Source organism: Methanoculleus sp. UBA208 (assembly GCF_002498065.1).
In the GTDB taxonomy this organism is placed as follows: Archaea; Halobacteriota; Methanomicrobia; order Methanomicrobiales; family Methanoculleaceae; genus Methanoculleus.
The window spans coordinates 17875-36206 of sequence record NZ_DAFZ01000068.1; the positions used below are offsets into that span (position 1 = coordinate 17875).

Genomic DNA, 18332 nt, shown 5'->3' on the forward strand with positions numbered 1-18332 from the left:
AACCCCTTTTTATATTCCCGGTCACCTGATCTTTTTAATGCGGCATCAACTCCCTCTCGCGAGGACTGCTCTGCTCCTCCTCGTCCTCCTGCATATAATCGCCCCAGGGAGCGCTACCGGCACCATATCAAGCGAGGGGGAGTTTCCGGAGACGATACCGGGCGATCCGGCCCCGCTATATATCTGGAACGTGCCCCTGAAACTGGTCCTGCTCGACTTCGTCTTCATGACCGCACCCCTGCTCTTTCTCCCGGTCCAGTTCCTCATATCAGTAGCCGTATGGTTCGTTCTCGGTCAGAGGAGGATTTCCAGAAAGAATGTTCTCGAACACGACACCCGCCGTGCGGTGTACCTCTGCATCCGGGAGAACCCCGGAATTAGCCATGCTACGCTCTCCCGCAGGCTAGGGGTTAACGCCGGAACCCTCCGGTACCACCTTGCGATCCTCTGCGAGACGGGAAAGATTCTTGAGGAGCACGACCACGGGCAGGTGCGGTATTATGCGAACGGCAAGAGGGGGCATGAGGAAGAGAGTAATTCCCTCAGCGGGACGCGGAGACAGATCCTCAACCTCATCACGCGGAACCCAGGGATAGCGCGAAAAGAGGTCGCATCCGCACTCGGGATCTCCGGCGCATCAGTGACCTGGCATACGGGGCTGCTCATCCGGGACGGTGCCATACGGAGCGAGAGGGACGGGAGGATGGTGCGCTATTTCCCCAGGCGGGATATCGTATTCCGGGCGGATAGGAGAGCGCAAACACAACCGGTTAGGTCATCCGGGGGCGGTTTGGGCTGGAGACGATGAACGAGTCCCGGTTCTCGACGCTCACCTATCCGTAGACTACAGACTCGGCTACCGCGAGATCCTGCCGGGTGAACGCAATAAGAACCTCTTCTGGAGGTGGCGGGGATCCCGGGCTCCGGTGGGGAGTGATCGTGATGGTGTACCAGCGCACGTCCGGGCCGAACGTCACTTCTTTCACCGGGCAAAACATTCCGCCCGAGACCTCGTAGAGCCTTCCCCGGGTCTCGTTGTAGTGGTCCCCGTACGCGTTCACGCTCACAAGAAGCCTCATACCCCGGTCCCGGAAGGGAATATCCTCCAGGGCGATAGCGTCGACCTCCCGCAAGAGTTCGAGGGGGTGCACCCCCTGCACGGAAAAATTGAACTTCTGCGATTTAGCCGATACCGTTCCGCCCGGCCCCACATACGCCTCGTAGCCGTGCTGTTCGCCGTCCTTATCGCCGTAGAAGTAGAGCCATATCACCCGAATCGCGCCGTCCCCGGCGATGTTGGTCTCCAGTCGCAGCAGTCTCGCCGACTCGTTCTCGACGGCGGTGCTCTCGACGGCGATCTCCCAGAGGTCCAGGATGGCCGGATGGTATGCCGGGGACTCAAGATGGGTGATATTCTCGATACGGGTGACGTCCGGGGCCTCCGGTAAGATGAAGAAGTGCATGCAGGCGTAGACAGCTATTACTCCGACGATAACGGCAAGGATCGGTCGTCTCATGGTAGTTCCGGGCCGATGGAACCGGCGTGGTTAAAGTCAGTATGGGGACCGGCCGGGCTTGAAGTTTCCGAAAAGTGATCGGTGCAGAGTATCGTCGGTTTACCACGGCCACTGGCCGGATCCACTCCTCTCACGCCCCGACGTGTAGAGGAATGTGAGAGAAAAGGTATATGGAGTAACGATCCAGTCTCAAGACGGCAACACCCGTGGAAGTGCATCTGAGTAACCCTTGCCCGTTCCGGGCGGCGGAAAAACCTCGGTTGTCACTTAAGGGGCGATACCGCGTATTGTCGCGGGCCTGCGGTACTCTTGCGACCACGGATGGAGAATGAACATGGAGATAGAAGTATGCGTACTGACCGGTGAGATTACATGACGGCGGAACGGGTCTTCACCGTGGCCCAAAAAGAGTTCACCGACCAGATCACGGGCTGGCGGTTCCTGGTGATCCTCGCTCTCTTCCTCGCCATCGCCCTGGTGGGAACCTACAGCGGGGTCGGGAGCTACGAGAGAGACCTGGACAGGTATGCCCAGCAACTGGCGACGATGGATAATCAGAATGACGGACCGGCCGGGATGATGCCCGCAAAACCGCCGGTCGAGGGCATCTACTCCTCGGTGTTCCGGACACTGGTCTCCTACGGGGGCCTCCTTGCGCTTGCGCTCGGGTTCGACCTGATCTCGAAGGAGAAGGAGTCCCGGTCGCTCAAAAGCCTTCTCTCCCACCCGGTCTACCGGGACGAGATCATCAACGGCAAGGCGCTCGGGGGCGTTGCGCTGCTGGCCCTCGTCGTCGGGAGCGTGCTCGCTATATCCACCGCGCTGCTCCTCGTCTTCTCGATCGTGCCCGCCTCCAGCGATCTGTGGATGATCCTGACCTATGCCGGCGTCACCCTCCTCTTCCTCGTGACATTCTTCTCCATCGCGCTCGCCCTCTCCACCCTCTGCCGGGAGAGCGGCAGCGCCCTGCTCCTCTCGGTGGTTGTCTTCGTCCTCCTCGTCTTCCTGGTCCCCTTCGCCACCGCGAATATCGGCACGGCCCTCATGATGGAAAAGCCCGACCCCGCCGCATACGGCGGGGATACCCAATCGGAAGGTTACCAGGCGGAGATTACGGCGTACCTCGACCAGATGAAGCTGATCGAGAGCGCTGCAAACCTCGCATCACCGCAGATGGCCGTCAACGCCCTCATCCAGGGGATCAGCAACTCCCCGGGGGCAACCCTTGAAGATACGCTCGGCGAGATATGGTCGAGCGTTGCGGCCCTGACCATCTATCCCGTCGCCTTCTTCGCCGTCGCGTACACGAGGTTCATGCGGATGGATATCCGGTGACCGCTCGTAAAAGAGGGAACCGTGCGCCCCGATCGCTTCGTAATATCGAGAGAAAATAGATCGAAACCCCGACGTGTAGACGATCGTGACAGAAATCGTTTATAGAAGAACGTTGACCTCTCCCGCAGAGTTACAGGATCCGACAGCCGAACCGCGGAATCCCGTCCCGGTTCACGTCCCGATATGGTGCAGTATGTCAGGTACGAACATCGCCTCTCTTCCCCGGAGCCGGTTCTCGCCGGCCATCCCCCCGCTCGTTGCGGTCGTCGCATGCGTGATCTGGGCGGGTACCGCAAGAACCGTCTCCGGGATCATCGGACCGGCGCCACCGTTCGTCCTCCCCGTCTTCGTCATCGTGATGGTCACCCTTGCGGTCGCCGGAGCCGCAACACCGCTCCCGCTTATCTCGGGCGCCGTTCCGGTCCGGAGAGAGCGGCAGGCGATGCTCGTCGCCGTTGCAGCCTCGGTTCCGTTCGTCGCGGCCCTGCTGATAAACCCCGGCGGGTGGCCGGGCGGGTCCGCCCCGCTCCTCGCGGACAGTGTGCCGGTCTTCGGGTGGCTCTTCGACGGGATCATGAACGCCCTGCCCCTCACCGCGGGCACCCCCGCGTACAACCTGCTCTTCTCCGCCTTCGGGATCTTCGGGTTCTACCTCGAGTGCGTGCTGGCCGCAACCATACTCTACGCCGCTCTCCGCCTGATCGCCGCCCCCGCCCCTGGGTCCCGGAAAGAGGGGCACGCCGAGGAGGAGGGGTAGATACGGCGCCGGAAAGACAAACGATCGCACTCGCCCTCACCGCGGCCTACTTCATCGCCGTCCCCGTGACCGGGGCGTATGCCCGGTACGCCTACAACGGCCAGTTCGATTACCGGATCACAGAGATCTCGCCGGTGCTCCTCCTCTTCTGCATCCTCTCCCTTGCGGGAACGGTGCTCTTCGCCGTCGCCGTGCGGGAGGAAGGCGGCAGATGGTGGGCTGCGACGCCCCTCGCGGCACTCTTCCTCGCGCTCGCCGTCTTCGGGCCGCTGCCCGGGTCATCCGGGGCGAGCCAACTCGCAACCGTCCTCCTTGCTCCGGCGGCCCTCATCCTCCTGCTCGGAGCGCTCCCGGTCAGGATGGGAACGTTCGCGTGGTTCTCGGTGATCGAGACGGGGATCATCAGCCTGTTCGGTCTGGTCCGGGCGTACGGCCTCTTCCTCGCCCCACCGCTCCCGGAAACCGTCAGGGTCCACTCGCCCTCGCTCTACGAGTTCGCCGGAGCGGCCTACATCTACGCCGGTCTCCTCCTGCTCGGCATCCTGCTCCTCGTCCTCGCCTGCCGCCGGAGTGCGGCGCAGCACCAATAAAAATCCCCCTTCCGGAACTCCCCGGCCGGGATGCATGTAGAGAGGTATTTCAGAGCGGAGACTCCATACTCCTCGAACAGCAATGGTCCCGTGGGAACTCGTATTCGCCATCATTCCCGGCCTGATCCTCTTCTTCTACGGGATAGAGAACTTTTCCCGGGAGATCCTCGCGGTCGCGAAAGGCAGTTTCGCGAACATCCTGGGGCGGCTGACGTCGCGGCCGGTCGTCGGCGCGCTCCTCGGCGCCGTCGTCACCGCCCTTGTGCAGTCGAGCGCGGCGACCACGATCATCACCATCGGGCTCGTCAACGCCGGGACGCTCTCGTTTCTCCAGAGCCTCGGGATCATCATCGGCTCGAACATCGGGACGACCGTCACCGCCCAGCTCGTCGCCTTCAAGATGACCGCTCTCGGGCAGGTGCTGATCCCGGCCGGCTTCCTCGTCGGGATCTTCGGGCGGCGCTACTGGTTCCTGGGGAAACCCATCTTCTACTTCGGCCTGGTCCTCTTCAGCTTAAACCTCATCTCCACGGGGCTCACGCCGTTCCAGAACGATCCCGCGATCATCGCGCTTGTTGCGGAGTACTCGGCCCTCCCGCTTGCCATCCTGATCGGGTTCCTCTTCACCACCATGGTGCAGTCGAGTTCCGTAACCACCGGCCTCGTCGTCATCCTCGCCCAGCAGGGCCTGCTCACCCTCCCGCAGGCGATCCCGATCCTGCTCGGCGCAAACATCGGTTCGACCACGACGACCCTCATCGCCTCCGCGCGGATGAACCTCCACTCCCGGCGTGCGGCGGTGGCCCACTTCGCCTTCAACCTCGGCGGCGTGCTCCTGATCCTGCCCTTCCTCATACCGTTCGCCGACCTCGTGGCGGCGATCGGCGGGACCGAGGCGCAGATGGTGGCGAACGCCCACCTCATCTTCAACCTGATCGCGGCGGCGGCCTTCCTCCTCTTCATCGGGAGGTTCGGGCAGCTCGTGGAGCGGGCGGTGCCCGGGAGCGAACCCGAGATCCTGATGCGGACGCGCCACCTCGAGGAGGGCATCCCCGACGACACGCAAGCAGGGTTCGCGCTGATCCAGAAGGAACTCAGGCACGCCCACGAGGTCACGCTCGACCTCTTCCGGGCGGCGATGACCTACCTCGCCACGTCGCGGGAGGCGGATTACCAGATGGTCGAGAAGCTCAAGAGCCTGAACAACTACCTTGATGGGAGGATAGAACAGGCGCTCCGGGCAGTCTCGGGAAGGCAGCTCTCCGATGGGGAAGCAACCGAGGTGGTCTTCCTGGTGCGGATGTCAAACGAGATCGAGCGGCTCGGCGACCTCGGAGCCGACCTCGGGGATTTCTTCCGCAGGATGTCCCAAAACGGGAACGGCGCTCCCGCCGGCCTGGTGAAGAAGACGGAAAGCGTCTACCGGATCCTGGACGAGAACATCGTCGGGCTCGGGCTCCTCTTCCCGAAGATCCTGGATACGACCGTCGCGGAACTCCGCGCCCGGGACGTCGAACTCCAGCGCGCCATCAACGAGCGCTACCGCGAGCAGCTCGTCAGCCTCAAGAGGGAAGGCGCTTTCGCGGACAGCCGCTACCTGGAGGTTCTCTCCATCATCGAGGCGGCGAACGCCAAAGTGCGGGATCTCCGCAAGCTTGCCGAGCAGTACTCCGTCCAGAAGAGAAGCGAGCCGGCGTCAATCGGGGTGGACGACACGCTTTCGCTGCGCAATCCGGTAGCCGGAGATGACCTGCAACGAGTCCCCGACCTCCCGGTCGAGCACCGGATCCCCGGAGTCGACGTAGAGGAGGGGTGTTGCGGCGAGCTTTCCCGGCGTGGCGACCACGACCAGGTTCCGTAGCCCGGCCTTCCGGAGGACGCCCGGGCTGATCTGCTGGTTTCCCCGGCCGAGGACGAACCCCTGGGCACCGATGGGGCTGACGACGATCTTCGCCCGCGGGTATTCGTCGAGGAGGGCGAGCAGCGTCCGCTCGTCGGCGTCGCGGGCGACGACCTCCCCGTTCCAGACGGCGTCGACCCCGAGCAGCGTCGGGGCAAGCCCGAGCCGCTCCAGGATTCGTGCCGTCGTGCTCCCGGCGCCGACGATGTAGAGCGTCTCCGGCAGCATGATCTCGCCGATGAACCCGGCGATATCGTCCTTCGCCCGCTCCTCGTCCTGCTGCTCGAAGACCTGCTTCCCTCCTTGAGTCCGTTCCGCGATGTAGGGGACGCGGGCGTAGCCATAGAGCCGGGCGGCGAGCCGGCCCGAGCGGTAGGCCTCCTCGTCGACATCCATCACCTCGGAGTCCCGGCAGGGGACCTCTCCCGCCCGGCGGATGAGGTCGGCCGCCGCCGGGGGATTGACCGCGAAGACCGCCGAGTACATCTTCACCCCGGCGGGGATGCCGAGGACCGGGATCGATCGCCCCACAGCGTCGAAGACGTCCCGGGCCGTCCCGTCCCCGCCGCAGAAGACGATCAGGTCCACCCCGGCATCAAGGAACGCCCGGCACGCGGCCTTCGTGTCGGCGGCAGCAGTCGGGTTGCAGGGGCGGTAGAGGACGGCGAAACGGTCGATCCCCGCCATCGCGAGGACGTTCTCCCCCATCGGCACGGCACAGGTGCACCACTCGATATCGTCGCCCCGGAGGAGGGAGAGGGCCTGCACCGCACGATCGGCCGAGCGTGGGACCGCCCCCCGGCGGATCGCCTCAGCGACCGCTCCGTCCGTCCCCTTCAGCCCCACGGCGCCGCCCATCCCGGCGACCGGGTTGAGCAAAAACCCGACGGTCAGTCTCATCACTCTATTCTTGCCCGCCGGGGTATATCAGGTTCGGGGTCGGGGACGAGCCCGCGCCGCAACGCGGTGATCGCCGTCGCGAGCGCTTCGTGCATCGCGGTCTCATCGCTCGAGTGCTCCTCGATCAGCCGGACGAGCGCGCTCCCCACGATGACGCCGTTCGCACCGGCGGCTGCGACCGCAGCCACATGCTCCGGGCGCGAGACCCCGAACCCGACGGCGAGCGGGAGGTCAGTCTTCTCCCGCACCGCGCCGACCAGCCCGGTGAGGTTGGGGGGGAGCCGGTCGCGCTCGCCGGTGACCCCCTCGAGCGAGATGAGGTAGACGAACCCGGAGGCCTCCCGGAGGATCGCGTGCTGCCGCTCCGGCGACGTCGTCGGGGCGATGAGGAGGATCCGGTCGATGCCGTGTCGGGCGGCGTACGGCGCGACCTCGCCCGATTCCTCGCTCGGAAGGTCGACGATGAGGACGCCGTCCGCACCGGCGGCGGCGGCTTCCGCGAAGAACCGGTCGGCTCCCCGGCGGTGGATGATGTTGTAGTAGGTGAAGAGGACGAGGGGCAGCGCCGGTGCATGCCCCCTGACCTCCCGGACGAGGGCGAAGGCGTCGTCCGGCGTGGTTCCCGCCCCGAGGGCGCGGACGTGCGCCCGCTCGATCACAGGGCCGTCCGCCACCGGGTCGGAGTAGGGGATCGCGATCTCGAGGAGGTCGACGCCCGCATCGATCATCGTCGTCGCCACCCGGAGCGAAGCCTCGATACCGGGGTCTCCGGCGACGGTAAAGCCGATGAAGACCGGGTTCTTCCGGGCAAAGAGGTCGTCGATCCGGCTCATGCCGTGCCCCCGTGAAGGCTCGCGACGTCCGCGACGTCTTTGTCGCCCCTCCCCGAGAGGTTGACGACGAGAATGCCGTCCCGGTCGAGGTCGTCCGCCGCCCGGAGGGCGTAGGCGACCGCGTGGGCGGACTCGAGCGCCGGGATGATCCCCTCGGTCCGGGAGAGGCAGCGGAAGGCCGCAAGTGCTTCGGCGTCGGTGACCGCCTCGTAGCGGACCCGCCCGGAGTCCTTCAGCATGGCGTGCTCCGGCCCGACGGAGGGGTGGTCGAGGCCCGCGGCGACGGAATGCGTCTCGAGCGCCTGGCCGTCGCCGTCCTGGAGGAGGTAGGAGAGCGCCCCCTGGAAGACCCCGACCGAGCCCCGCGAGAGCGAAGCCCCGTGACGGCCGGACTCAAGCCCCTCGCCTCCCGCCTCCACGCCGACCAGCGCGACGTCGTCGTTCACGAACGGGTAGAAGATGCCGATCGCGTTCGAACCCCCGCCGACGCAGGCGACGATGGTATCGGGAAGTCTTCCTTCCCGCTCGAGCACCTGCCGCCGCGCCTCCTCGCCGATGACCGACTGGAAATCGCGGACGATCCGGGGGAAGGGGTGCGGGCCGACGCAGGAGCCGAGCAGGTAGTGGGTCTCCCCAAGGTTCGCCACCCAGTCGCGCATCGCCGCGTTGATGGCGTCCTTCAAGGTCCGCGTCCCGGAAGCGACCGGGACGACCCGGGCCCCGAGAAGCTCCATCCGGAAGGCGTTCAACGCCTGGCGCCGGGTATCCACCTCGCCCATGTAGACCTCGACGGGCAGACCGAGGGCCGCGCCCGCGATCGCCGTCGCGACGCCGTGCTGCCCGGCACCGGTCTCGGCGATGAGCCGGCGCTTGCCCATGAACTTCGCCATGAGCGCCTGGCCGAGGGTGTTGTTCAGTTTGTGCGCACCGCCGTGGAGGAGATCTTCCCGTTTCAGGTAGACGCGGCAGCCGAGGTCGCGGGAGAGGTTCGAACAGTAGGTGAGCGGCGTCTCCCGCCCGGCATACTCGTGGAGGTACCAGGAGAGCCTGCGGGAGAACTCCGGGTCCTCCCGGACCCGCTCGTAGGTCTCCTCGAGTTCGATCAGCGCGCTCATCAGGGTCTCGGGCACGTACTGCCCGCCGTATACTCCGTATCGTCCTGCTTTCATGGATATATCCTGCATACCTTCACGAACGCCCGCACGAGGCGCTCGTCCTTGACCCCCGGCGCCGCCTCGACGCCTGAAGCGACGTCGACGGCGTAGGGCCGCACCATCCGTATCGCCTCTGCCACGTTGCCGGGGGCGAGCCCTCCCGCGAGGATGACCGGCACCGGTGAGGAGGCCACGCACTCCCGGGCGTATCCGGGGTCGAACGTCCGCCCGGTGCCGTGGCTGCCGTCGACGATCACCGCGTCGCAGTCGTCCCGGAGAGCGTCGCCGGGCGAGAGCATCCGGATGACCCGCACTTCTGCGTCCCGGGGAAGGACAAGGCTGCCCCCCACCTGCACCGCGTCCGGCCGCGAGAAGAGGATCGCCGCGAGGTCTTCGGGCCGGTCGGTCGACGTGACGGCGACTCTGGTCACGAACGGGGGAACCGCCGCAAATATCTCCCGCGCCACCTCAGGGCTCACCGAACGCGGGGAGGGGCTCGCGAGCACCACGCCGATCGCGTCGGCACCGGCCGCCACGGCGAGGAGTGCGTCACGAACGCTCGTCATCCCGCAGATCTTCACGCGAATACGAACCCCCCCAATCGTTTGCTCCGGTCGCGGGCCGACATCAGGGCGGACCCGATCAGGAACGCGTCGCAGTGCCGCGAGAGGCTCCGGACGTCGTAAGGCCACGTGATGCCGCTCTCCGAGACCACGAGCCGCCCCGCCTCGCGGGCCGCTCTTGCCAGGCGGACGGTCGTCGAGAGATCGATCGTCATCGTCTCAAGGTTGCGGTTGTTGATACCGATCAGGTTCGCACTGGTGCCGAGGGCACGCTCCATCTCGCTTCTATCGTGGATCTCGACGAGCGGCTCAAGGCCGAGCGTGCGTGCCTTGTCGACGAACGCAGGGAGCCGATCTCCGAGCACCCGGGCGATCAGGAGGACGGCGTCGGCGCCGAGCGCCCGGGTCTCCCCGAGCTGGCGTTCGTCGATGATGAAGTCCTTTCTGAGGATCGGGACCGTTACCGCACGCCGCACCCGGACGAGGTACCCGGTGCTCCCCCCAAAGTAGGTCGGTTCGGTCAGCACCGAGAGGGCGGCGGCCCCGGCGGCGACGAACTCCCGGGCAATCGCTTCAGGCGTGCAGCCGTCGTGGATCCTCCCCCGCGACGGGGAGGCGTACTTCACCTCGGCGATGATCGCGTGCCTCCCGGAAGAGGCGCGTATCGCCGCTTCGAGGCTCCGGCGGGGCAGGGGATCGGGATCAAAGACCGGTTGATCGAGGTGCCGGAGGCGCTCGCCGGTCGACCTTATGATCTCGTCGAGGATCACACCAAGCCTCCGGTCGCCTCGATCAGCCGGCGGAGCCGGTCCAGCGCCGCCCCCGAGTCGATCGACACTTCGGCACGTGCGATGCCGCCGGCGATGCCGCCGGCCTTCCCGCCGAGATAGATCGCCGCCCCGGCGTTGAGGAGGACGATATCCCGGGCGGGACCGTTCTCACCCGCGAGGACGGCAAGAAGGGTCCGGGCGTTCTCCTCGGGCCCGCCGCCCCGAATGGCGGCGACGGACGAGCACGGGATCCCGAACTCCGTGCAGTCGAGGGTATACGTTATGACCTCGCCGTTCCGGAGTTCCGCGACCGTCGTCGGGCCGGCGGTCGCGATCTCGTCGAGCCCCGCACCGTGGACGACCATCGCCCGCTCCGCCCCGAGATCCCCGAGCACCCGGGCGACCGGAACGGTCAGGCGGGGGTCGTAGACGCCGAGGAGGTGGGCTCCGGCACCTGCCGGGTTCGTGAGGGGACCGAGGAGGTTGAAGACCGTCCTTATCCCGATCTCCTGCCGGGCGACGCGGGCATACTGCATCGCCGGGTGGTAGGCCGGGGCGAAGAGGAAGGCAATCCCGGCCGCCGAAAAGACGGCCGCCACCCGGTCGGGCGGGATCGCGACCGAGACCCCGAGCGCCTCAAGGACGTCGGCCGAGCCGCACCGGCTCGAGACCCCCCGGTTCCCGTGCTTCACGACCGGGACGCCCGCCCCGGCCGCGACGAAGGCGGCCGCGGTGCTGATGTTGAACGTCCCCGCACCGTCGCCCCCGGTACCGCAGGTATCCACCCGTGCCTGGGCCGGGAGAGAAACCGGGACAGCCGCCGCCCGCATGGCACGTGCGAACGCCCCGATCTCGGCGACGGTCTCCCCCTTCATCCGGAGCGCCGTGAGAAATCCGCCGATCTGGGCTGGAGTCGCCGCGCCCCGCATGATCTCTTCCATCACCCCTTCCGCCTCGGCCGGGGTGAGGTCCGTGCCCGAGGAGACCCGGGCAATCGCCTCGCGAATCATGCCGCACCTCCCGGGCCGAAGAGGAAGTTTGCCACCAATCGGGTCCCCTCGGGAGTGAGGATACTCTCCGGGTGGAACTGCACCCCCTCGATCGGGAACGACCGGTGCCGGACGCCCATGACCGCCCCGTCGTCGCTCGTGGCGGTCACCGCGAGGCAGTCCGGGACGGATGCCGGGTCGATGACGAGCGAGTGGTAACGGGTGGCGACGAGGGGGTCGGGTACCCCCGCGTAGATCCCCGCACCGTCGTGCCGGATCACCGACCGCTTCCCGTGCATCAGCCGATCCGCCCGGGCTATCCTGGCGCCGAAAGCAAGGCCGATCGCCTGGTGACCGAGGCAGACCCCGAGCGTCGGGACGGTGCGGCTGATCGTCGAAAGGACCTCCCGGTAAAGAGTGCACTCCCGGGGATGCCCCGGCCCGGGCGAGAGGACGATCCGGTCGAAGGGTATCGAACGGATCCGCTCAAACGGCGTATTGCTCTTCACCACGACCGGTTCCGCCCCGAGCACCCCGATCTGCTGGCAGAGGTTGAAGGTGAAACTGTCGTAACTGTCGATGACGAGCACCCGCATTACGGCACCTCCGAGCCGCTCCTCCGGAGCGGCCGGGCCGGCGCTGGAGGTGCCGGCTCCGCGCCGAGCGCCGCAAGCATCGCCCGCCCTTTGTTCTCGGTCTCGATCCATTCCCGGCCGGGGTCGGAGTCGGCGACGATCCCCGCCCCCACCTGGACGGAGGCGACGCCGTTCTCCACGATGACCGTCCTGATGGCTATCGCAAGGTCCATCGTGCCGGTAAAGCCGATGTAGCCGACGGCCCCGGCGTAGATCCCGCGCCGGAGCCCCTCCGTCTCGCCGATGATCTGCATCGCCCGGACCTTCGGGGCGCCCGAGACGGTTCCCGCGGGGAAACAGGACCGGAGGGCGTCGAACCGGTCGCATCCCTCCCGGAGCATCCCCGAGACGGTCGAGACGATGTGCTGGACGTGTGAGAACTTCTCGACGGTCATGAATCCCTCCACCGAGACGCTCCCGAAGGCGGAGACCGCCCCGACGTCGTTTCTCGCAAGGTCGACGAGCATGATGTGTTCGGCCCGCTCCTTCTCATCCGCGAGGAGCTCGGCCGCGAGCAGGTCGTCTTCCGCCGGCGTCCGCCCCCGCGGCCGGGTGCCGGCGATCGGGACGGCCGTCACCCGGTCGTCCTCCACCCGGACGAGCATCTCGGGGCTGCTCCCGGCGACCTGGCAGTCGCCGAAGTCCAGGTAATACATGTAGGGGCTCGGGTTTCTCGCCCGCAGCCGCCGGTAGACACCGAACGGGTCGCCCTCGATGCGGCAGGTGAGCCGCCGGGAGAGGACCGCCTGGAAGATATCTCCCGCCGCGATATGCTCCTTGATCCGCATGACCGCCCCAGAGAACTCTTGCAGGGTGCAGGACGACGCCGGGGCGCCGGAGGGGGCCGGTTCACCCGGGCGTGCCGGGGATAGATCGCGTATCCGGGCGATCTTCCCGTCGACCGCCGCCCGGCCCCGGTAATATTCCTCCTCTGCATCGGCGCCGTCGACAAGGAGCAGGTTCTCGACGACCGCGAGCCGTTCTCTCCGGTGGTCGAGGGCGAGGCAGTCCCGTGCCAGCATGAACCGGGCGACGGGTTCCTCGCGGTCCTCCGCCGTCTCCACCCGGGACATCGGGTAGAGAGAAGAGACGAGATCGTAGGAGAAGTAGCCGGCAAGCCCGCCGGAAAACCTCTCGAGCCGCGAGGAGGCAACCCGAAACCGGTTCATGAACGAGCGGACGGCGTCGAGGGGGTCGGCGGCCTCGATGCCGGCGGCGATCTCCCGGATGCGCTGATCGCCGGAGACGGTCAGCGTGCCGTCGCCGGCCACGGCGACGATCGCGGCCGGGGCGGTGCAGATAAAGGAGTAGCGGGCGGTCTTCTCGCTCCCCTCGAGCGATTCCAGCAGGAACCCGGGTCCTTCGCGGAGAGAGGCGTAGAGGTCGGCCGGTGAAGGCCCGGGGAGCGGGATCTCCCTATATACCGGGACGACGAGAGGCCGGCCGGCCGCGTCCGCCGCGGCAACGGCCTCCTCGTATCCCGGGGTCGTGTTCAGCTCTCTTGGAGCGCTGTCCAGTCCACCGGCATCACCCCGTCGCCGGCAGCCGGGCGAGCGACTCTTTGATCAGCTCCGCCGGGTATTCGTAGTCGACGAGCTGTCCTGCAAAGTAGGCCTCGTAGGAGGAGAAGTCGAAGTTGCCGTGCCCGGAGTTGTTGAAGAGGATCGTCTTTGCCTCGCCGGTCTCCCGGCACCGGAGCGCCTCGTCGACCGCGGCCTTCACCGCGTGGGCGGCCTCGGGCGCGACGACGATGCCTTCCGTCCGGGCGAAGGTCACCGCGGCCTCGAAAACCTCGTTCTGGTAGTAGGCGACCGGCCGGACGACCCCGTCGCTGGCGAGCCGGGAAACGAGCGGCGACATCCCGTGGTAGCGGAGACCCCCGGCGTGGATCGCCGGCGGGATGAAGTCGTGGCCGAGGGTGAACATCCGCATGAGCGGCGTCAGCCCCGCGACATCCCCGAAATCGTAGGCATAAAGCCCCTTCGTCAGGGTGGGGCAGGCGGCCGGCTCCACCGCGATGATATCGGTGTCAGGATGCTTCCCGGTCATTTTATCGCCCGCAAACGGGAAGGAGAGCCCGGCAAAGTTGCTCCCGCCGCCGACGCACCCGATCACCACGTCGGGATAGGTCTCCTCCATCGCGAGCTGCTGCTGTGCCTCCTGGCCGATGATCGTCTGGTGAAGGCAGACGTGGTTGAGGACGGAGCCGAGCGCGTAGTTGGTGTTCTCGTGGGCGGCCGCGTCCTCGACCGCCTCGGAGATGGCGATCCCGAGGGAGCCCGGTGTCTCGGGGTCGCGGGCGAGCACCGCCTTGCCGGACCGGGTCTGCTCCGACGGGCTCGGGATGCATTCGGCGCCGTAGACCTGCATCATGCTTTTGCGGTAGGGCTTCTGGTCGTAGGAGGTTCTGACCATGTAGACGGTGCACCCCATGTCGAAGAGGCTCGTTGCAAACGCGAGCGACGAACCCCACTGTCCCGCCCCGGTCTCGGTCGCGAGCCGCTCAATCCCTTCCTCGCGGTTGTAGTAGGCCTGGGCGATGGCGGTGTTGGGCTTGTGCGAACCCGGCGGGCTCACGCCTTCCCACTTGTAGTAGATCTTCGCGGGGGTCTTTAAGGCCGCCTCGAGCCTTCTCGCCCGGTAGAGTGGGCTCGGCCTCCAGAGGGTGAGAATTTCGCGGACTTCTGCGGGGATGTCGATGTAGCGTTCCGTGCTCATCTCCTGCATGATCAGTTCCATCGGGAAGAGATGGCGGAGGTCGTCGGGGACCGCTGGTTTCCCGGTAGCCGGGTGAAGGGGCGGATCCATGGGCGTCGGGAGGTCTGCCTGGATGTTGTACCATCGTTTCGGCATCTCCTCCTCGTCAAGGAGGATCTTCGTCTGCATGCATCACGGTGTACTCTGCACACATATATACATTATGCTCCATCGTTGATCAACGTGGAATATCTTCGCACAGGGCAACCGCGGCACCCCTGCCCCTCCCCGACCTGGAGGGGGCCGGGTACGTCTCCGGGAAAAATGGTATATGGTCGCCCTGCCACTGGATAGCGATGTACCTCCTCGCCCATGCCATGATCGGTATCCTCATAGGAGGCGTGATCGCGGCGATCGCAGGCGACCGGCGGGTTATCGCGCTCGCCGCGCTGGGCGCCGTGCTCCCCGACCTGATCGACAAGCCGATCGGGCACATCGTCCTCGCCGGGACCGTAGACTACGGCAGAATATACTTCCACGGCCTCACCGTCCTCTTCCTGGTCCTCGCCGCCGGCCTCCTTCTCTACCGCTACCGGCACCGGATCGGTCTCCCCGCGGTGACCGCGGGCATGGCGAGCCACCAGTTCTTCGACGGGATGTGGCGGCACCCCGTCGAATGGTTCTGGCCGTTCTTCGGCCCCCTCCCGCGGCACGGCTACTCAGAAGACTACTTCTGGGACTCGGTCCTGCGGGAACTCACCCGGCCGAGCGAGTGGCTTCTCCTCTTCCTGATCGCCGGGCTGTTCGCCTACCTCTACCGGCGGGAACTCGGGACCGCCCTCGCCCGGTTAACAGGTACTTCCTCCCGCCGGGTGCTCTTCACGGCGCTCGGCCTCGCCGTTCTCGCCGCACTGGCCGTGGGCGGGCGGTTCCTGCTGTGAAACCGGCAACCCCCTCCGAGTCCGGGGCAGCAATATCCTTCACCGGCCGGTCGACCGCCCCGCAGGCGTAAGCAGTATCCGTCGGCCCCCCGGATAGGCGCCCTGCGGCCGCAGGAAAACCCCAACCATTATATACGAAGCCGGAGAGTGGATTACCTGTGGTGAATGGTATGACTGGCGAATCAATGCTTCAGATAACCGTCGATCAACTTGCACGAACACTCTGCGCGAGCGCGATCCTCGGTGCCCCGATCGAGGCCGGCGAGCGGGTTATCATACCGGTCGCCGAATTCGGGCTCGGGTTCGGCGGCGGTGAAGGCTCCGGAGATAAGAAGGAAGGCGGCCCGGCCGGCGGATCCGGATCCGGGAGTGCCGGCGGTGGCGGCATATCGGCCGTCGCCCTGATCATCATCACCAAAGGCGTCCCCGGCCCCGAGGGCATCCAGGTGGTGTCGCTGAAGAAGAAGAGCGAGATCGCCGAGGTGATCTCGACGATCGGAGAGACGGTAGGCCCCCACGTCGAAAAAGCGCTCGAAAAGGGCTCCGAGATGATGCAGCAGCGCAAAGGTAAAATGCCCGGAGCACCGAAAGGAACAGAGATCCCGGTCGGCGGTGAAGGAGAGGCATAAGGTTCTCTTCCCCTCCATTCCATGGCTGCGACCCTTCTCTTCTCCATCCTCCTCATCGTCGCCGTCATCCTCTTCGCTCTCCTGCTTGCCCTGTACCTGGTCCCGGTGACCGTCTCGACGGTCGCCGACTGCAGCCGGGAGAGAGCCCGGGCGACGGCAACCGTAGCCTGGGGCATCGTGGGGGCGAGAATCCGGATTGCCGACGAGGCGCAGGTGCTCGAAATCCTCCTCGCCGGCCGGCGGGTCGTGACCAGGGATCTGGGAGAGATGGCGGCCGCGGAACCGGAAAAAGAGGAGAAGGAGGAAGAGGAGCGAAAACCGGGTCTTTCGGCGGGGGAGTACCTCGATGCCGCCGGCGACCTCTGGCCCCATCTCCAGAGGATCCTTGCCGCCTTCGTCCGATCCCTCTGCCTCGAGACGCTCCGGGGGGACTTCACCCTCGGCCTCGAGAGCCCCGCCGACACCGGCGTCGTCTACGGCTACTGCACCGCCGTCCGCTACGCACTCCGGCCGGCCGAGGCGATCGATTTTGTGATGACCCCGGTCTTCGACCGCCGGGTCTTCGAGGGCACGTTCACGCTTAAGATGCAGATCCGCCGCCCGCTCCTGATCCTCATCCAGGTGGTGCGGGCTCTTTTGCAGAAACAGGTGCGGCAGCGGCTCCGCCAGGTATCGGGAAGAGGTGCTCCGGGTGCCTGAAGAGCCCGACCTCGTCGTCGGCGGCGCCCGCAGGGTCGGCGACCGGTGCATCATCCCCATCGTCAGGGCGTTCACGATCTGCATGGGTGGAGCCGCCACGGCCAGCCTGACACCGGTTGCGCTCCTCATTATCGAAGGGGAGCACGAGTACCTCGCCCTCCTCCCGGGTGCGCCCAAAAAAACCCCCGATATCGTCGGCACGCTTCGCGACGAGATCGAGCGCCAAAAAGAGAAGTGTGTGGAGTAACCACGTCACTCGTGGCGCAGCGCCTGGATCGGGTTCAACTGCGCCGCCTTCCAGGCCGGGTAGAGGCCGGAGGCCACGCTCGTGATGATGCCGAACGCCATCCCGAAGACGATGTAGAGAAGGCTCATCGGGTCGAAGAGGTAATCGGGGTTCCCGGCGAAGACTGCCGTCACCAGGTAGCCGGCGCAGAAACTGAGCACCCCCCCGATGACGGCACCCGCAAGGCCGAGGAGGAAGGCTTCGTAGATGAACATCCGCATCACCTCGCCTCGCCGGGTGCCGATGCTCCGGAGAACCCCAATCTCCTTGATTCGCTCGGTGACCGACATCAACATCACGTTTAAGATCGAGACGCCGGCGACGATGAGCGATATCGCGCCGATCCCCGCGAGAAACACCGTGATCGTCCCGGTGGCCGCAAAGACGCTCTCGAGGATCCCCCGGGTGTCCATGATGGTGACGACATCCTCCCGGCGGTTCATCCTCTGCTCGATCGACTCCTTGACCGCGTCGATGTCATCGACGTCCCTGACCTTCACGATTGCCTGGTCGTAGTCATCTTCGTCGTAGTGGCTCGAATACCAGGTGTAGGGGACGACGATGGCGTAGTCGGGGTTGATGTCGAACCCCATTCCCCGCTCCTCGAGCACGCCCACGACACGGAGGGCCTCATCGCCGATCCTGACCCGGGCACCGAGTTTCAGGCCGTTCTCCCTGCTGTTCGCGGCAAGCTCGCTCCCGATCAGGCACCCGCCGCCCGTATCCCTCGGGTAGGCTCCCGACTCCACCTCGAGCAGGGAGGGGATATCCCCGGCAGGGATCGCGTAGATCATCGTGGCGCTCTCCTTATCGCCCACGGCTATCCTGTCGGCGGTGCTCGAGAACGGTATGACCAGGTTGGAACCGACCGCCCGGGTGATGTCGTCCACCTGCCGTCCGGTGAGTTTTCCGCCGCCCACGCCCATCGCCGGGGAGACGATGACGGTGTCGCCGACGTCGCTGACCATGTCGCCGAACATGAGGCCGATGCTGTTGCCCATGATGCCGAGAGAGGCGATCGCGATGACGCCGATGACGATCCCGATGACTGCAAGGACCGATCGGAGCCAGTGGCGGCTGACGTTCCGGCGGGCGAGGTCGAAGAAGGTCATTCGACCACCCTCCCGTCGACGAGTC

At 66.2% G+C, this 18332-nt stretch carries 19 protein-coding genes and 1 pseudogene; 9 read left to right on the forward strand and 11 right to left on the reverse strand.

Annotated elements, in window-relative coordinates:
- Positions 1–37 precede the first annotated feature (37 nt).
- The gene (locus tag BRA62_RS07275) at positions 38–808 is read left to right on the forward strand and encodes a winged helix-turn-helix transcriptional regulator (protein WP_292365908.1); all 771 of its coding nucleotides are present in this window, start codon (positions 38–40) and stop codon (positions 806–808) included.
- 25 nt (positions 809–833) lie between these two features.
- Here BRA62_RS07275 and BRA62_RS07280 read toward each other — a convergent pair whose 3' ends face one another.
- Positions 834–1517 (reverse strand): hypothetical protein, encoded by a 684-nt coding sequence (locus BRA62_RS07280; protein WP_292365909.1) that lies wholly within the window; start codon positions 1515–1517, stop codon positions 834–836.
- A 372-nt stretch (positions 1518–1889) separates the two neighbouring features.
- On the opposite strand from BRA62_RS07280, the gene BRA62_RS07285 reads away from it, so the two are divergent.
- The 4 genes and pseudogenes from BRA62_RS07285 to BRA62_RS07300 all read left to right on the forward strand — a co-directional run.
- Positions 1890–2852 carry an ABC transporter permease gene (locus BRA62_RS07285; RefSeq protein ID WP_292365910.1) on the forward strand — a complete coding sequence of 321 codons (963 nt, stop codon included), beginning with the start codon at positions 1890–1892 and terminating at the stop codon, positions 2850–2852.
- Between the two features lie 193 nt (positions 2853–3045).
- Positions 3046–3609, forward strand: coding sequence for a hypothetical protein (locus tag BRA62_RS07290; protein ID WP_292365911.1), 564 nt, complete (start codon positions 3046–3048; stop codon positions 3607–3609).
- Positions 3610–3674: 65 nt separating this feature from the next.
- The gene (locus tag BRA62_RS07295) at positions 3675–4199 is read left to right on the forward strand and encodes a hypothetical protein (RefSeq protein ID WP_292365912.1); all 525 of its coding nucleotides are present in this window, start codon (positions 3675–3677) and stop codon (positions 4197–4199) included.
- Between the two features lie 82 nt (positions 4200–4281).
- Positions 4282–5172 (forward strand): annotated as a pseudogene (locus tag BRA62_RS07300) (Na/Pi cotransporter family protein); the annotation flags it as partial.
- A 723-nt stretch (positions 5173–5895) separates the two neighbouring features.
- Here BRA62_RS07300 and BRA62_RS07305 read toward each other — a convergent pair.
- From BRA62_RS07305 to BRA62_RS07345, 9 genes are read right to left on the reverse strand one after another with little or no spacing between them, the layout of a single operon-like run.
- Positions 5896–6999, reverse strand: coding sequence for an ATP-NAD kinase family protein (locus BRA62_RS07305; protein WP_292365913.1), 1104 nt, complete (start codon positions 6997–6999; stop codon positions 5896–5898).
- On the reverse strand, positions 6999–7832 hold the full coding sequence (trpA, locus tag BRA62_RS07310; protein WP_292365914.1) for a tryptophan synthase subunit alpha: 834 nt from the start codon (positions 7830–7832) through the stop codon (positions 6999–7001). The genes BRA62_RS07305 and trpA overlap by 1 nt, the downstream gene beginning before the upstream one ends.
- Entirely contained in the window at positions 7829–9001 is a 1173-nt protein-coding gene (gene trpB / locus BRA62_RS07315; RefSeq protein WP_292365915.1) for a tryptophan synthase subunit beta, read from the reverse strand. The genes trpA and trpB overlap by 4 nt, the downstream gene beginning before the upstream one ends.
- Positions 8998–9567 (reverse strand): phosphoribosylanthranilate isomerase, encoded by a 570-nt coding sequence (locus BRA62_RS07320; protein WP_292365916.1) that lies wholly within the window; start codon positions 9565–9567, stop codon positions 8998–9000. Before BRA62_RS07320 ends, trpB begins: the two co-directional genes overlap by 4 nt.
- Complete coding sequence (locus BRA62_RS07325) at positions 9564–10319, reverse strand: indole-3-glycerol phosphate synthase TrpC (protein ID WP_292365917.1); 756 nt, start codon at positions 10317–10319, stop codon at positions 9564–9566. Before BRA62_RS07325 ends, BRA62_RS07320 begins: the two co-directional genes overlap by 4 nt.
- Positions 10316–11329: an anthranilate phosphoribosyltransferase gene (gene trpD, locus BRA62_RS07330; RefSeq protein WP_292365918.1), complete on the reverse strand. Its 1014-nt coding sequence runs from the start codon at positions 11327–11329 to the stop codon at positions 10316–10318. Before trpD ends, BRA62_RS07325 begins: the two co-directional genes overlap by 4 nt.
- Positions 11326–11904, reverse strand: a complete 579-nt coding sequence (locus BRA62_RS07335) for an anthranilate synthase component II (protein WP_292365919.1) — start codon at positions 11902–11904, stop codon at positions 11326–11328. Before BRA62_RS07335 ends, trpD begins: the two co-directional genes overlap by 4 nt.
- The gene (locus tag BRA62_RS07340; RefSeq protein WP_331519137.1) at positions 11904–13460 is read right to left on the reverse strand and encodes an anthranilate synthase component I family protein; all 1557 of its coding nucleotides are present in this window, start codon (positions 13458–13460) and stop codon (positions 11904–11906) included. Before BRA62_RS07340 ends, BRA62_RS07335 begins: the two co-directional genes overlap by 1 nt.
- 10 nt (positions 13461–13470) lie before the next feature.
- On the reverse strand, positions 13471–14829 hold the full coding sequence (locus tag BRA62_RS07345; protein WP_292365920.1) for a TrpB-like pyridoxal phosphate-dependent enzyme: 1359 nt from the start codon (positions 14827–14829) through the stop codon (positions 13471–13473).
- Between the two features lie 167 nt (positions 14830–14996).
- On the opposite strand from BRA62_RS07345, the gene BRA62_RS07350 reads away from it, so the two are divergent.
- The 4 genes from BRA62_RS07350 to BRA62_RS07365 all read left to right on the forward strand — a co-directional run bounded on the left by BRA62_RS07350 (position 14997) and on the right by BRA62_RS07365 (position 17156).
- A complete protein-coding gene (locus BRA62_RS07350; RefSeq protein WP_292365921.1) occupies positions 14997–15581 on the forward strand; it encodes a metal-dependent hydrolase in 585 nt (194 codons plus the stop codon).
- A gap of 170 nt (positions 15582–15751) precedes the next feature.
- The gene (locus BRA62_RS07355) at positions 15752–16210 is read left to right on the forward strand and encodes a spore germination protein GerW family protein (RefSeq protein WP_292365922.1); all 459 of its coding nucleotides are present in this window, start codon (positions 15752–15754) and stop codon (positions 16208–16210) included.
- 21 nt (positions 16211–16231) lie between these two features.
- Positions 16232–16909: a DUF2953 domain-containing protein gene (locus BRA62_RS07360; RefSeq protein WP_292365923.1), complete on the forward strand. Its 678-nt coding sequence runs from the start codon at positions 16232–16234 to the stop codon at positions 16907–16909.
- Positions 16902–17156: a hypothetical protein gene (locus tag BRA62_RS07365; protein WP_292365924.1), complete on the forward strand. Its 255-nt coding sequence runs from the start codon at positions 16902–16904 to the stop codon at positions 17154–17156. The genes BRA62_RS07360 and BRA62_RS07365 overlap by 8 nt, the downstream gene beginning before the upstream one ends.
- Positions 17157–17161: 5 nt before the next feature.
- On the opposite strand, the gene BRA62_RS07370 is transcribed toward BRA62_RS07365, so the two are convergent.
- A partial coding sequence (locus BRA62_RS07370; protein WP_349680543.1) for an ABC transporter permease occupies positions 17162–18332 on the reverse strand: 1171 nt, incomplete at its 5' end.